This is a genomic window from Phenylobacterium sp. P4_E10 (assembly GCF_056401675.1).
This window is the reverse complement of record NZ_JBFUIW010000015.1, coordinates 82,865-96,629: the sequence shown is the minus strand read 5'-3', so window position 1 is coordinate 96,629 and position 13,765 is coordinate 82,865. Positions and strand designations below refer to the sequence as shown.

Below are 13,765 nucleotides of genomic sequence, written 5' to 3'. Positions count from 1 at the left end.
CCGATCCGCACGGCCTCGGCCTCGCCGCGACGCGCGTCCCAGGCGCGCCTCACCCGGCCGGCTAGCGCGCCTGCAGTGCTCGACGTGCCCGCTCCGCTTCCAGCTCCGGCCCTGCCGCCGCCGGCTCCGGTCGAGACGGCGATCCAGCCGACCCCGGCCGTGCCGATGCCCACCGATCCGGAAGCGCCGATCGTACTGCACCCGAACTAGCGCTGCGTCCGAGGCCCCGCTGCTGCGGGCCTAAACCCCGAACAGCTCGCGCAGGTACGGGTTCAGCAGCCGGCCCTGCGGGTCCAGCCGGCGACGAACCTCGAGGAAGTCGTTCCAGTTCGGATAGAGCAGGGCCAGCTCGCGAGCTTTGAGGCTGTGCAACTTGCCCCAGTGCGGCCGGCCGCCGTACTTCAGGAAGATCGGCTGGATCAGCTCGAACAGGAAATCGAACTCGTCCTTGTAGTGACAATGGACGGCGATGGAGCCGCGCGGCGCGCCCTGGAACGGCGAAAGCCAGGCTTCGTCGGCGGCGATGCGGCGCACCTCGATCGGGAAGAAGACGTCCGGGCGCTTGGCTTCGATCGTCGACACCACCTCCTTCAGCGCAGTCAGGTGGTTCTCCACGGGGATGTGGAACTCCATCTCGTTGAACCGCACCGGCCGCTCGGTCGACAGCAGCTTCCAGCCCTCGTCGATCGCCTCCTCGGGCTTGGCGGTTCCGAGCAGCGCCTGAGCGGCCGCCCTGCGCAGCGGCGGCGAGAACCGGGTCAGATTACGCAGCTGCTTCAGCACCTCCAGGAAGGCGGTGTCGCTGTCGGGACCGCGCGGCATGGCCGGGGCGTCGGTCTCATCATGGGTGATGTTGGCGGCCAGGCCCGTGAACGGCACCGCGTAGAACTCGAAGTTCCGATGCTTGGTCCAGCGCTCCTCGGCCTTCGCCAAGGTCTCTTCGAACGGCTCGACGAATACGTGGCGGTGCAGCCGGCGGTTGGCCGTGGTCGCTACCCGGGCCTGAGTGATCACGCCCAGCGCGCCGAGCGCGACCTTCGCGGCCCGGAAGACGTCGGGATTGTTGGTCGCGTCGCAGTCGATCAGCTCGCCCGATGGGGTGGCCAGCCGCAGGGCGGTGACGTCGCCGTGGATGGCTTTGATCTTTGCGCCAGTGCCGTGGGTCGCGGTGCCGAGGCAGCCGCCCAGCGACTGCTTGTTGATGTCGGGCAGATTGGCCATCGCCCTGCCGCGCTCGGCCAGGGCCGGCCCCAGGGCGCCGAGCCGCGTGCCGGCCCGGACCACCGCCTCCTCGCCCTCCCAGCGTTCGATGCCCGCCAGACCGTCCAGGGTCATCAACGTGCCGGAGGTGGGGACCAGGCCGGTGAACGAGTGGCCGGCGCCGACCACCCGGATCGGCGCGACCGAAGACTTCAGGACCTCCGCGACCTCCGCCTCGCTCTTCGGCGCGCTGCGGACGGCCGGATAGGCGTGCTGGATGCCCGACCAGTTGCGCCACAGCAGATGCTTGTCGGCGTCCATGCTCGGCGGAGCGGGCGGCTCGGGCTTGTCGCGGCTAGCCAGATAGACTCCGCCGCCGGCTGCGGCGAGCACCCCGGCGGTTCCGGCGACAAGAGCGGTGCGGCGCGAGATCACGATTTGCCCTCCTTGTCGGCCAGGAAGCGGGTCAGCGCCTTGAAGTCGTCGGGCGTGCAGGCGGCGCACTGGCCGAGGGCCGGCATCGCCTTGTAACCCTGGACCACGTGGTCGAGCAGCACGTCCTCGCCCTGCCTCCAGCGCGGCGCCCAGGCCTTGGCGTCATGCACGATCGGTGCGCCGGAATCGGCCACCGTGTGGCAGGCCTTGCAGGAGTCCGCATAGAGCTGGGCCAGGCGCGGATCGGCGGGAGCCAGCGCGGTCGGATCGGCTGGCGGCCCAGACTTCGGCGCGCAACCCGCCAGAACCAACACCGCCGCCGCGGCGAACGCCACTCGTCTCAAGACTTCCTCCTCGTCGCTCTCTGTCGACCCTCCGACAACTTAGCCTTGAGTCCCAGCGACGGGCTCCTGCATTTTTCCCGGCACATTAAGGAACGATTTAATGCACTTGCGCGGAGTTCTTAGGCGTGGGCTGATAGTTCATCGGGGGGATCTTCCGTGCATCCGCGTGTAACGACTGGGGACGATTTCAGAATGCGTTTCACGTAGCCGGAAGCTTACCTCTCTCACCCGCACCCCGTTACAGCATAGCGCCTCTCGCGAGCGGTAGATGGCGCACGCCTGTGCGGTCGCGGCACAAACCTCGGAGGACTACATGCCAAGCGCTCAAGAAATTAGGTCGGCAGTCACCCTGGAGACTGGTCTGCCGCCGGAACGCGAGCTGACCTACGACGCGTCGGCCGACCCGGACGCCGGCGGCGTCGCCCGCGACCTCCCGATCTGGACGCCAGACCAGATCGCCGACCACCTGAACCGGTCGGGCTTCTCCTGGAGCGCCAAGGAGACCGCCGACGGCGTGCTCACCTACGGTTTCTACAGCGGGCCCAGGACCTACGGCATCTACAACAACCCGCACGAGGCGGCCGAGACCTACGGCTATTCTCCGATGTCCGCGGCCCAGCAGGCGGCGACCCGCGAGGCTCTCGCCTACTGGGACGACCTGGTCCCGCTGCGCTTTGAGGAGCAGGCCAACGGCCACGGCAATTGGGACATGGCCTTCGCCACCACCACCACAGGGCCGGGACAGGCCTGGGCCTACCTGCCGCACGGCAAGGCTTACGGCGCCAAGTACGAGCACATCGAGGGCGACGTCTGGATCAATCCGGGTCCGGTCCAGGGCATTCAGCTCGAGGATGGCTTCTATGGCATGCAGACCCTGACCCACGAGATCGGCCACGCGCTCGGCCTCTCGCATCCCGGCGACTACAACGCCAGCGACGACGTCGAGCTGAGCTACGCCCTGGCCGACTACTACCAGGACTCTCGCCAGTACTCGGTGATGTCCTATTGGGACGCCTATGAGACCGGCGCGGCCCATATCGACTGGGCGACGATGCGATTCCTCTATTCGCCGACCCCGCTGGTCCACGACATCGCCGCCATCCAGGCGCTGTATGGAGTCGACACCACCACTCGCACCGGCGACACCACCTACGGCTTCAATTGGACCGCGGACCTGGCCAACAGAACCGCCTTCCAGATCCAGCCGCACGACCTGGCCCCGGTGTTCACGATCTGGGACGCCGGCGGCAAGGACACCCTCGATCTCTCGGGCTACAGCACGCCCTCGCTGATCGACCTCAACCCCGGCTCGTTCAGCAGCGCAGGCGGTTCGAACGAGTTCCTGACCCTGGAACAGATCAACGCCAACAACGCCGCCGCCGGCCTGCCCGCTCGGACGGCTCAGCTCTACGAGGTCTACAACAACGGCGTCGACGGGATTAACGGCGGCCTTTCCTGGAAGGAAATCGCCGGCGTCACCGACCCGCTGATGCACGACAACATCAGCATCGCCTACGGCGCCTGGATCGAGAACGCCGTCGGGGGTTCGGGGAACGACACGATCATCGGCAACGCGGTCGACAACCGCCTGACCGGTGGCGCGGGAGCCGACAAATTCGTGTTCCTTGCCGGCGCCGGCAAGGATGTCGTCACCGACTTCAGCGTCGCTGGCGGCGATGTCATCGACCTGACCGGGGTCGCCGACATCCACAGCTTCGCCGACGTCCAGGCGCACCTGAGCACTATTGCGGGCAACGCGGTGCTGACCCTGGGAACCGGAACGGTGACCTTGACCGGCGTCACGGTCGCCAGCCTGACGGCGAACGACTTCGTGCTCGACTGACGGCGTCAGCCGCCGGCCCATACGGGGTCGGCGGCGGTTCGCCGCGCCGGGCTAGCTCGGATCGTATTTGAAGCTGACGCTGAGCTTGGTGCGGAAGGACTCGATCTTTCCATCGGCGCCGAGCGCGATGTCCAGCTTGCTCACCTCCGCAACGCGCAACTCGCGCAACGACCCCGCCGCTGCGGCCAACGCCTGCTCGGCGGCGTCCTCCCAGCTGGTGGCGCTGGTGCCGATGATCTCGGTGACGCGGTAGACGCTCATGGGCTTCTCCCTTCCTGTCCCCCGAGCCATCATAGAGCGCTGCAATTGACGCTACGGCAAGTGACGCGGAAGCTCAGCCCAGGCGGCCCACCGCCTCGACCACGGCTGCGGTCTTCTCCAGAATCACCATGTGGCCGGCCTCGGGGATCGAGACCAGTTCGGCGCCCGCGATCCCCTTCTTGAAGCCATGGGCGTAGACCGGTGGAACCAGCCGGTCGGAGTCGCCCCAGACGATCACGGTCCTGGCCTTGATCCTATAGAGCCGCTGGCTGAGGCCCCGCTCGGGGATCGGGAACAGAATGCGCCCGGCCATGCCCAGCTGGCGGGCGTTGGTCACCAGATAGGTCTGCAGAAAGTTCGGGTCCTCGACATTGCGCCCGGCCGTCAGCATCGCCGCCCCCGCCGCCGCGTCGTGGAACAGCATCTGCGGCATCTCGTAGGGCATCAGGGCGAACAGGTCCGGAATCGGGTGCTCGTCGTCCCAAAGCCCGGCCGGGGCGATCAGGCCCAGGCGCGACACATCGTTGGGCGCGATCGCCGCCATCTCCGCGGCGATCATCCCGCCCATCGAATGGCCGACCAGGATCGGGTCCTTGAGGCCCAGGGCTTCCACGACATCCCAGCTGTGCAGAGTGAAATCCAGCATGTCGCGGATCTCGGGGCACTCTTGGCTGTCGCCATAGCCCGGGATCAGCGGTGCGAAGACGTGGTGCGACGTGGCCAGGGCGCCCAGGAACGGGTCCTCGGCCGTGACGCCGCTCGCGCCGTGCAGGTAGACGAGCGCGGGGCCCTGGCCGCCTTCAAAATAGCGGACCGGGACGTGGCGGGTCTGGACGGTCTTCAGTTCCATCATGCCGCCTCCCTCACGCGTCCGCGCCCAACGGCGCCGTGGTCGGCGCGGCCGGCAGCGAGCCCGCGGTCACCCGTTTCTCCAACGGCTTGCACCAGAAGCGCTCGTCGTCTGCGTGCTCGGGGAACATGTTGCGCAGGTGCGGCATCACCTTTTCGGCGAACAGCTTGGTCGAATACATGCACTTCTCGGCGGGCATGTTCCCGACGTGCATCAGGCAGAAGATGTTGCCGACGTTGAGGCCCTTGATCAGCTCCTCCATCCGCTGGCGGACGGTTTCGGGCGAGCCGGCGATGACGTGGCCCTGCTCGGTGAGCTCCTTCCAGGTCAGCTGCGTGTAGCCGCCCTTTGGCGGGGCGTACTGCGAAAGCGCGCCGGTCTGGATGGTCTTGATGGTCCGGTAGCCGGGCGCGTCGGCGAAGCCCGGATAGACGTGAAGGCAGCGATTGTAGAAGTAGCTGATGTGCTCGGAATAGAGCCGCTCAGCCTCCTCGTCGGTCTCAGCCACGCAGATGGTCTGGGCGAAGCCCGCGCGATAGGGGCTCCTATCGACGCCGCGCTCCTCGACCCGCCGCCAGTAGCCGTCCATCAGCGCCTGGGCGCGCAGGTAGCCCGAGAAGCTGAGGTAGGAATACGAGTAGGTGTTGTCGATGCAGAAGTCGTAGGTCTCGACCGATCCGCCGCCCGGGATGTGCACCGGCGGATGTGGCTTGTCCTGGATCGGCCGCGGCCAGATGTTCACGTGCCGCAGCTTGTTGTAGCGGCCGTTCCACGCGAACGGGTCGCGCGTGGTCCAGGCCTTGATGATCAGGTCGTGGGCTTCCTGGTACTTCTCGCGGGTCAACGACGGAATCTGGCCGTAGCAGTAGTTGGTGTCCATCGAGGTCCCGACCGGGAACCCGGCCACCAGCCGACCGCCGGAGATGCAGTCAAGCATGGCGAACTCTTCGGCCACCCGGATCGGCGGATTGTAGAGGGCGATGGAATTGCCCAGCACCACGATGGCGGCGTTCGAGGTCCGCCGCGCCAGACCGGCGGCGATGATGTTGGGCGAAGGCATGATGCCGTAGCCGTTCTGGTGGTGCTCGTTCACCCCGATCCCGTCGAAGCCGAGGGTGTCGGCGTATTCGAGCAGGTCCATGTAGGTGTTGTAGACTTCGTGGCTCTTGGCCGGATCGAACAGGCGCTGGTCGATATCCACCCACACCGAGCGGTTCTTCTCCCGGAAGTCATCCGGCAGGTATGGCCACGGCATGAGGTTGAACCAGGTGAACTTCATGGCTCGCTCCTCCCTATCCGCCTCTATCGGGCGGTCAGGTGAACGACGGTAGGGCAATTGACGTCGGCGCCAAGCGATAAGCATCGCGGGGCAATCTCGGGTCCGCGGGCTCTTTCCTCTGACCCAGAATGGAAAGAGGCGCCGCGGTTGCCCGCGGCGCCTCCACCAAGTCGTGCTCTCCAGACCTTAGAAGCGGTACTGGAATTCCATCCCGAAGGTGCGCGGGAAGTTGAGCTTCACCGTCCGACGATAGGTGCCGATCGAGGTCAGCGAGCTCGGGGTCGAGCTTTGATAGGCGACCTCGTCGAAGGCGTTCTTCACGAAGCCGATGATCGTGAAGCGGTCGGCGCTGTCCTTCCACAAGGCGCGGAAGTCGACGATCTCATTCGACGGGGCGGTGTAGTTCGCCTGGCTGAAGATCGAGGTCTGCATGTCGTCGGTGAAGGTGTAGGTGCCGCCGATGGTCAGGCTGCCCGGCTCGAAGTCGAAGGTGTAGTTGGCGCCGAGGTTGAACTTGTTCTCGGCGGTCATCGGCAGGCGGTTGCCAACCAGCGTTTGGGTGCGCGCCGTCGGCGTGCCGCCAACCGGTTGAGCGCCCGAGCCCGCGGCGGTCGGATCGTTGGTGTCGACGTAGCAGCAACCTTCCTGGATCTCGGCGTTCAGGTAGGCGTAGCTGGCGAAGATCGACAGGTTGTCGAGCGGCGCCCATTGGCCTTCCAGTTCGACGCCCCAGTTGCGAGCCTCGAGGTTCAGGAACTGCGTGCCCGTCGAACCGGTGGTCGGGTTCAGGATGACGGTCAGCGGCGCCTGGAAGCCTTGGTAGTCGGCATAGAAGATCGCCGAGTTGATCTGGACGCGGCCGCCGAAGGTCTTCTTCAGGCCGAGTTCGTAGTTATCCACGTACTCCGGATCGGCGTACGGGAACGGGGTCAGGCCGTTCGAAGCCAGCCAACCGCCCGACTTGTAGCCGCGGCTGTAGCGGGCGTAGGCGTTGGTGTCGCCGTCCGGCTGCCACTGCACGCCCAGGGTGCCAGTGAAGGCGTCGTAGTCCTGCGCGAGGTCGCGGGTCAGGCCGCCGGTCGGGACTTCCTGCAGGTTGGCGTAGAGCGGGTTGGCCCGGCAGCTGGCGATGGTCGGCCCGCCGCAGACCACGAAGGTGGTGAAGTCCACAGCGATGCCCTGGGCCGCGGCGAGCGGGACGCCCGTGCTGCGCAGGATGGTCGCGGTGGTGTTGCTGCGCGAGACGTAGCGGGCGAAGTCGGTGCCCTCTTTCTCGTCCTTGGTCCAGCGCAGGCCGGCCGTCAGGGTCCAATTCTCGGCGAACTCGTAGTCGATCTGGCCGAAGGCCGCGACCGAGTCGACTTCCAGGGTGCCGTCCACGAACAGGTAGTTGCCCTTGGGGTTCGGCGCAGCCAGACCGCCGGTGGCCAGGCTCAGCGGCGTCAGCATCGAGTTGTCGCCGAGCACGCGCAGGCCCTGCGGCTGCGAGTAGGACTGGTGATACTGATAGAGGCCGACGATCCAGTTCAGCGGGCCATCGGAGTTCGACGACAGGTTGATTTCGTTCGACCACCACTTTTGCTTCTCTTGATAGAAGAAGCGCTGGTTCGGCGAGACGCCGGTCGCGGTGTAGGCGCCGAACGGGGTCGCGGCGTTGATGCTGAACAGGCCCTGACGCGAGGAGCGGTCTTCGTCGCCGTTGGTGTTGTAGACGTAGGCCTGGTAGCCGGCGAGGTACTTCAGGGTGGCGAAGCCCAGGTCCCAGGTCAGGTCGAAGTGCAGACGATTATGGTCGGAGAGCTTGCCCTCCATCGTCTGGTCCATGTCGATCTTGAACGGATCGGCGATCGACGGATTGATCCCGGCGTACCCGTTGGTCGGGTTGTAGTAGAGGGCCGAGTTGCCCAGGCCGGTCACCGAAGCGGTGTCGTAGGGCGTGATGACAGACTCGTGGATGTTGCCGACGCCGTAGCTGTCGTCCCAATCGAACTTGGTGTAGCGGAAGCGGGCGGTGACGTTCTCGCCGAGGTCGGCTTCGACCTGGGCTTCGAGGATGTAGCGCTTGACCGCGCTGGTGTCGCCGCCGGGGCCGATGTTCTCGATGAAGCCTTCGTCGCGGCGCTCGACCGAGCCGCCGACCAGGAAGCGCAGGCCTTCGGAGATCGGGCCGGTCACCAGGGCGTCGGTACGCCAGGCGCCGTAGTTGCCGATCATGCCGCGGACTTCGCCTTGGAACTCATCGCTCGGACGCTTGCCGATGATGTTCAGCGCGCCGCCGATCGAGTTACGGCCATAGAGGGTGCCTTGCGGGCCACGCAGGACTTCCGTCCGCTCGATGAACAGCGACGGCGTCGAGCTGTCGGCCATCGAGTTGGAGAAGATGCCGTCCGAATACAGCGCCACGGACGGGTCGGTGCCGATGGCGTTGGTCAGGCGGCCGAAGCCGCGGATCGAGAGACGGTCGTTGTTGGTGTAGGCGACGCTCGGCGTGACGCGGGCCAGGTCTTCGACCGTGGCGACGCCCATGAGGTCGCGCTTTTCCGAGGTGAAGGCGGTGACCGCCACCGGCACGTCTTGCAGGCTCTGCTCCCGCTTTTCAGCGGTGACGACCAGTTCCTCGATGGTGAAGGCGTCTTGGGCCACGGCCTGAGTCGCGGCGGACATGGCCGCGATCGACGCGCCCATGATGAAAAGACTGCGCAGACGCAGTGGTTGGATCATATGTAACCTCCCAGCCAGACGCGGACGTTTTTTCGCCCGTCGTGAGTGCTTAATTTACTCAGGCTGGATGTCTTGAACGGCGTTCGAATAGAGCTAAAAGCGCCACCGTCGACTTTTCACGAGCCCTTGTGGCGCAAGAGACGCGCGCCCTCAGGGCGCATTTCGGCCAAGCTTCGGAAAATATTGAGCAATTGGTATGTGACGCCTGGGCTTCAGCGGCCGAGGATCAGCGCCTCGAGGCCGCGAACCGCCGAAATCACCGCCTCATCCTCGGGTCCCTGGCCCGGCGAGCCGCGCGAAAGGGACACCGCGGCGATGCCTCGACCCCAGGCCCAGATCGCCTCGGCGATCTTGTCGGCCAGGTCAGGCGTGTGCTGGGCCGAGAAGTCGTGGACGATCGCCGCGCGCGACACGGCGAAGGCCTCGGCCTCGGCGGCGGCCACGTCTTCTCGACGCCCCGCATCGCGGGCTTCGTACATCAGCTCGTAGAGCTCGGGCTTCTGGCGCAGGAAGTTCAGATAGGCGAAGCCGGTCGAGCGCAGGCCGCTCTCGGCCCCGCGAGCCGCAAACGCCGCCTGCATCGCCTCGGCCAGCTGCCGGAACCCGTCGCAGGCCAGCCCCGCCAGCAGGGCGGCCTTGTCGGCGTAGTGGTAGTAGACAGTGCCCGGCGCAACGCCGGCGCGGTCGGCGATGGCGCGCAGCGAGAGACCGGCCCGCCCGTGCTCCTGCAGGATGTCACGAGCCGCAGCCAAGAGTTGCGCTCGCACATTGCCCACGTGGTAGGTGCGCCTGCGCTCCAGGCTGACGGCCGTCATGACGCCTGTTCCTTCGCAAAACCCATGGCCGCCTCACCTTCACCCGTGATCGCCATGGCCCCCGTCGACCCAAGTTATCAGCGCTAACTTAACGCTTGTTCCGAGCTGTGACGCAACGACAATCAGGTCAGCGCCGCCACCTTGGCTAGCAGTGTGCTCACAATGTCGCCAGGCGCGAGCCGCGCTTGCAGCCCGCGCTGGCCGCCGTTGACGAAAACCCTGTCGTGAGCGAGCGCGGCTTCGTCGATCACCGTGGGCACCTGCCGCTTCTGGCCGAACGGGCTGACCCCGCCGACGCGATAGCCGGTCAGCCGTTCAGCGTCCGCCGGCTTCATCATCTGCGCCGACTTGCCGCCCACGGCGGCGGCCAGCTTCTTCATGGCCACCTCCTGGTCGGAGGCGAGCACCGCGCAAACCGGCTTGCCGTCGACCTGGACCATCAGGGTCTTGAGCACTTGGCTGGCCGGCACGCCCAGGCTTTCAGCCGCCTGCAGCCCGACGCGTGGGGCGTCAGGGTCATAGTCGTAGGTATGCAATTCGTAGGCGACCTTGGCCTTGTCCAGGGCGAGGGTCGCGGGGGTCGTCTTGGCCATGACTGGGATTTACCGTCGCTGATCGGCCTGAGCCAGACGGATCCTCCCCCGACGCGCAGCGGGGGAGGATCCGCCCCAGTGTTAGTCTTCCTGGTGGCTGACCGCGGCCGTGGAGCCGGCGCCCCAGGCCTCGCCGCCCGGCAGCTGGAACCAGAACGGCTTGGGCGTGCTCTTGCCCAGCTCGTTCATGGTCATGGCGTCGAACACCCGGCCGTTGGCGACCGTGTACTTGATCGAGGTCGAGTTGCGGATGTTCTCCAGCGGATTGGCGTCCAGGACCACCAGGTCGGCCAGCTTGCCCGGCTCCAGCGAGCCGATGTCCTTGTCCATGCCGAGGTATTGCGCCCCGTTCAGGGTGCCGGCGCGCAGCGCCTGCAGCGGGCTCATGCCGCCCTGGGCGAACATCCAGAGCTCCCAGTGCGCGCCAAGGCTTTCGCGCTGGCCGTGGGCGCCGAGCTGCACCGAGACGCCAAGGTCGTTCAGTTCCTTGGCCACCTTGGCGATGTCGACGTGGTTGTACTCCTCGTCCGGCATCTTGATGCGGCGGCGCGAGCGGGAATCGAGGACCCGCCGCGGCACGAAGTTGGAGAGCCGCTGGTCGGCCCAGACGTCGGTGTGCTCGTACCAGTAGTTCTCGCCGAAGGTGCCGCCATAGGCGACGATCAGGGTCGGGGTGTAGCCGACCTTGGTCGCCGGCCAGAGTTGGCGCACGTCGTCATAGATCTTGGCGACCGGGATCGAGTGCTCCACCCCGGTATGGCCGTCGACCACCATCGTCATATTGTGCTCGAACAGCGAGCCGCCCTCGGGCACTACCATCACCCCCAGCTCGCGGGCGGCGGCCAGGACTTGTTGGCGCTGCTCGCGGCGGGGCTGGTTGTAGCTCTTCACGCTGAACGCCCCGATCGCCTTCATTCGGCGCAGGGTCGAACGCGCGTCGTCCAGGCTGTCGATCTCGGCGGTGAAGGGCGCCTTGGCTCCGTAGAGGATGGTGCCGGTCGAGAAGATCCGCGGCCCGACCACCTCGCCCGCCTTCTCCAGTTCGCTATGGGCGAAGATCTCGCCCGAGTCGTTGGAGGGGTCGTGGATGGTGGTGACGCCGAACGCCAGGGCGGCGTAGTTCACCCAGCTCTGTTGCGGGATCAGTTGGTCCGCCCCCATCGAGCCGTGCCAGTGCACGTCGATCAGGCCGGGGATGATGGTCTTTCCCGTGGCGTCGATGGTCTTGGCGCCGGCCGGGACGGTGACGGAGGCCCGCGGCCCGACCGCCTCGATGCGGTTGCCGTTGAGCACGATCACCCCGTCCTCAATCACCTCGTCGCCCTTCATGGTGACGATGCGCGCGCCGGTGAAGACCGTGCGGCCGGTCGGCGCGGCGTAGGCCTGGGTGAAGGAGATGTCGACGCCCTGCTCGGCCGCCTTCTGCGGCTCCTTGGGCGCGCCGTCGACGAAGGTGAAGGCGTCCTTCAGATCGCGGGAATAGAGCTCCGGCCCCATCGACCACCAGAGCTTCTTGTTGTCCCCGGACCAGTGCAGGAACTCACCGGCGTCGCGGGTCACCCGGCTGACCGGGATCGACGCGGTCTTCGGCGACAGCTCGACCGCCTTGCCCGTACGCACGAAGGGTGTGACGTAGGCGTTGAAGCGCTCGGTCCAGGCCACATACTTCTCGTCGTGGCTCAGCGCGTACTCGGTGGCGAACTCGCTGGTCAGGTGGCTTTCCTCGTCCGAGCCGTCCAGCTCGATCGACTTCAGCGCCCGCTTGTTCTCCTCCTCGAAAGTCATGAAGAAGACCCGGTCGTTGTCCGCGCCGAACTGCGGCTGCACGCCCTTGCTGGAGATCCGCACCGGCTTGTCGCCGCCCTTGGCCGAGACCGCATAGAGGCCCGGGTCGCGGCCCCACATGGCCGAGGTCAGGAACCCGTCGGACACCGAGCGATAAACCACCTTGGAGCCGTCCGGGCTGAAGGTCGGCTCGACATAGTGGCCGGGCTGGCCGGAGATCACCTTGCCCTCGCCGCCCGCCGCGCTGACCACGCGCACCGTGCCGAAGTCCTGGTCGTTCCAGGTGGTGTAGACGATCGAGCGGCCGTCTCGCGACCAAGTCGGATAGAACTCGAAATGGTTGGTCTGCTTGGTCAGCCTGCGGGGGGCCGCGCCGCTGTTCAGATCCTTGATCCAGAGATGGCCCAGCGCCTGGTAGACGACCTTGTCGCCAGCCGGGTTGACTTCGGTCCAACGCAGCATGCGGACCTTGAAGTCCTTGGGCGCGACCTCGACCGGGAAACGCACGGCCTCCTGGACGGCGCGGGATCCCTTGACGTGGAACGCGAGGTTGGTGACCGCCTTGGAGGCGACATCGATCTTCTGAATCTTGCCGCCGGCCCAGAAGACGATGGCCTTGTTGTCCGGGGTCCAGGCCATGGTCGGGTAGACCCCGTGGATGGCCCAGGTCTCCTGCATGTCGCGGTCCAGGCCGTCATAGACCGGGGTCTCGCGGCCCGAGGCGATGTCCATGACGTAGAGCACCGACTTGTAGCGAACCCGCCGGATGAAGGCCAAGGACTTGCCGTCCGGCGAGGGGGTCGGGCGGATCGAACCGCCGGGGCCGGTGACGTAGGGCTCGATCTCGCCGGTCTTCCGGTCCAGCCGCTGGATCACGTAGATCTGGGCGTTGACGTCCTTGGAGTACTCGAACACGCCGCCGGGCGTGGAGTCGTCGCTGAAATAGAGGTAGCGGCCGTCGGGCGAGAAGGCCGGCTCGCCGGTGTCCTTCTGCTCGGTGCGCTTCTTGGTGAGCTGCAGGCCCTCGCCGCCCGAGCGGTGGTAGAGCCACATCTCGCCGGCCCCCAGCGAGCGGCGCGAGGAGAAGTGCTTACGGGCGACGATGAACTCGGAGTCCGGCGTCCAGGACGGCTGGCTGAGCAGCCGGAAGGTCTCCTTGGAGACCTGCTTCATCTCGCCGCCGTTGCGGTTCATGACCCAGACGTTGTCGCCGCCGCCGCGGTCGGAGGTGAAGGCGATCCAGCGGCCGTTGGGCGAGTACTTCGGCTGCATGTCCCAGGCCATGCCTGTGGTCAGGGCGCGGGCTTCCCCGCCGCCGATCGGCATCACGTAGAGGTCACCGAGCAGGTCGAAGACCACTTCCTTGCCGTCGGGGCTGACGTCCAGGCTCATCCAGGTGCCGCTGGTCACGTCGATCGGCACGTCGCGGGTCGGGCCGGGCGGAGCGTTGACGTCCCACTTGGGGGCCTCGGCCTTCTTGGCCTCCGGGGCGGGAGCCTGGGCGTAGGCAGGCGAAGCAAGCACGGCGACGAGCGCCGCGGACAGCAAGTGGCGAACAATCATGGAAACCCCGGACTTTTGACGCGGCGCACCTTCATCCAAGCGTCACCGAAATGTCGAGTCCGACAGGCTCAATTTC

General features: G+C 66.6%; 10 protein-coding genes and 1 pseudogene. 2 read left to right on the top strand and 9 right to left on the bottom strand.

Features of this window, described 5'->3' with window-relative positions:
* A pseudogene (locus tag AC1DQJ_RS16960) lies at positions 1–210 on the top strand (hypothetical protein); the annotation flags it as partial.
* A gap of 30 nt (positions 211–240) precedes the next feature.
* Here the strand turns inward: AC1DQJ_RS16960 and AC1DQJ_RS16955 are convergent.
* Positions 241–1,635, bottom strand: coding sequence for a D-arabinono-1,4-lactone oxidase (locus tag AC1DQJ_RS16955; protein ID WP_477605398.1), 1,395 nt, complete (start codon positions 1,633–1,635; stop codon positions 241–243).
* On the bottom strand, positions 1,632–1,970 hold the full coding sequence (locus AC1DQJ_RS16950) for a c-type cytochrome (RefSeq protein ID WP_477605403.1): 339 nt from the start codon (positions 1,968–1,970) through the stop codon (positions 1,632–1,634). The genes AC1DQJ_RS16955 and AC1DQJ_RS16950 overlap by 4 nt, the downstream gene beginning before the upstream one ends.
* A 322-nt stretch (positions 1,971–2,292) precedes the next feature.
* On the opposite strand from AC1DQJ_RS16950, the gene AC1DQJ_RS16945 reads away from it, so the two are divergent.
* Positions 2,293–3,822 carry a M10 family metallopeptidase C-terminal domain-containing protein gene (locus tag AC1DQJ_RS16945; RefSeq protein WP_477605397.1) on the top strand — a complete coding sequence of 510 codons (1,530 nt, stop codon included), beginning with the start codon at positions 2,293–2,295 and terminating at the stop codon, positions 3,820–3,822.
* 51 nt (positions 3,823–3,873) lie between these two features.
* On the opposite strand, the gene AC1DQJ_RS16940 is transcribed toward AC1DQJ_RS16945, so the two are convergent.
* The 7 genes from AC1DQJ_RS16940 to AC1DQJ_RS16910 form a co-directional block, all read right to left on the bottom strand.
* Positions 3,874–4,083, bottom strand: coding sequence for a dodecin family protein (locus AC1DQJ_RS16940; RefSeq protein WP_477605395.1), 210 nt, complete (start codon positions 4,081–4,083; stop codon positions 3,874–3,876).
* Between the two features lie 73 nt (positions 4,084–4,156).
* Positions 4,157–4,933: an alpha/beta fold hydrolase gene (locus AC1DQJ_RS16935; protein ID WP_477605393.1), complete on the bottom strand. Its 777-nt coding sequence runs from the start codon at positions 4,931–4,933 to the stop codon at positions 4,157–4,159.
* 13 nt (positions 4,934–4,946) lie between these two features.
* Positions 4,947–6,212: an LLM class flavin-dependent oxidoreductase gene (locus AC1DQJ_RS16930; protein ID WP_477605391.1), complete on the bottom strand. Its 1,266-nt coding sequence runs from the start codon at positions 6,210–6,212 to the stop codon at positions 4,947–4,949.
* A 186-nt stretch (positions 6,213–6,398) separates the two neighbouring features.
* Positions 6,399–8,933, bottom strand: a complete 2,535-nt coding sequence (locus AC1DQJ_RS16925) for a TonB-dependent receptor (RefSeq protein WP_477605389.1) — start codon at positions 8,931–8,933, stop codon at positions 6,399–6,401.
* A 212-nt stretch (positions 8,934–9,145) separates the two neighbouring features.
* Positions 9,146–9,748, bottom strand: a complete 603-nt coding sequence (locus AC1DQJ_RS16920; RefSeq protein WP_477605387.1) for a TetR/AcrR family transcriptional regulator — start codon at positions 9,746–9,748, stop codon at positions 9,146–9,148.
* A 122-nt stretch (positions 9,749–9,870) separates the two neighbouring features.
* Positions 9,871–10,341: a Cys-tRNA(Pro) deacylase gene (gene ybaK, locus AC1DQJ_RS16915; protein ID WP_477605385.1), complete on the bottom strand. Its 471-nt coding sequence runs from the start codon at positions 10,339–10,341 to the stop codon at positions 9,871–9,873.
* A gap of 81 nt (positions 10,342–10,422) precedes the next feature.
* Positions 10,423–13,650: an amidohydrolase family protein gene (locus AC1DQJ_RS16910; RefSeq protein ID WP_477605383.1), complete on the bottom strand. Its 3,228-nt coding sequence runs from the start codon at positions 13,648–13,650 to the stop codon at positions 10,423–10,425.
* Positions 13,651–13,765 lie beyond the last annotated feature (115 nt).

Excerpts from the sequence above, each read along its gene's own strand:
- AC1DQJ_RS16945 (WP_477605397.1), top strand. The coding sequence starts at position 2,293 with ATGCCAAGCGCTCAAGAAATTAGGTCGGCAGTCACCCTGGAGACTGGT.
- AC1DQJ_RS16940 (WP_477605395.1), bottom strand. The coding sequence starts at position 4,083 with ATGAGCGTCTACCGCGTCACCGAGATCATCGGCACCAGCGCCACCAGC.
- AC1DQJ_RS16935 (WP_477605393.1), bottom strand. The coding sequence starts at position 4,933 with ATGGAACTGAAGACCGTCCAGACCCGCCACGTCCCGGTCCGCTATTTT.
- AC1DQJ_RS16930 (WP_477605391.1), bottom strand. The coding sequence starts at position 6,212 with ATGAAGTTCACCTGGTTCAACCTCATGCCGTGGCCATACCTGCCGGAT.
- AC1DQJ_RS16925 (WP_477605389.1), bottom strand. The coding sequence starts at position 8,933 with ATGATCCAACCACTGCGTCTGCGCAGTCTTTTCATCATGGGCGCGTCG.
- AC1DQJ_RS16920 (WP_477605387.1), bottom strand. The coding sequence starts at position 9,748 with ATGACGGCCGTCAGCCTGGAGCGCAGGCGCACCTACCACGTGGGCAAT.
- ybaK (WP_477605385.1), bottom strand. The coding sequence starts at position 10,341 with ATGGCCAAGACGACCCCCGCGACCCTCGCCCTGGACAAGGCCAAGGTC.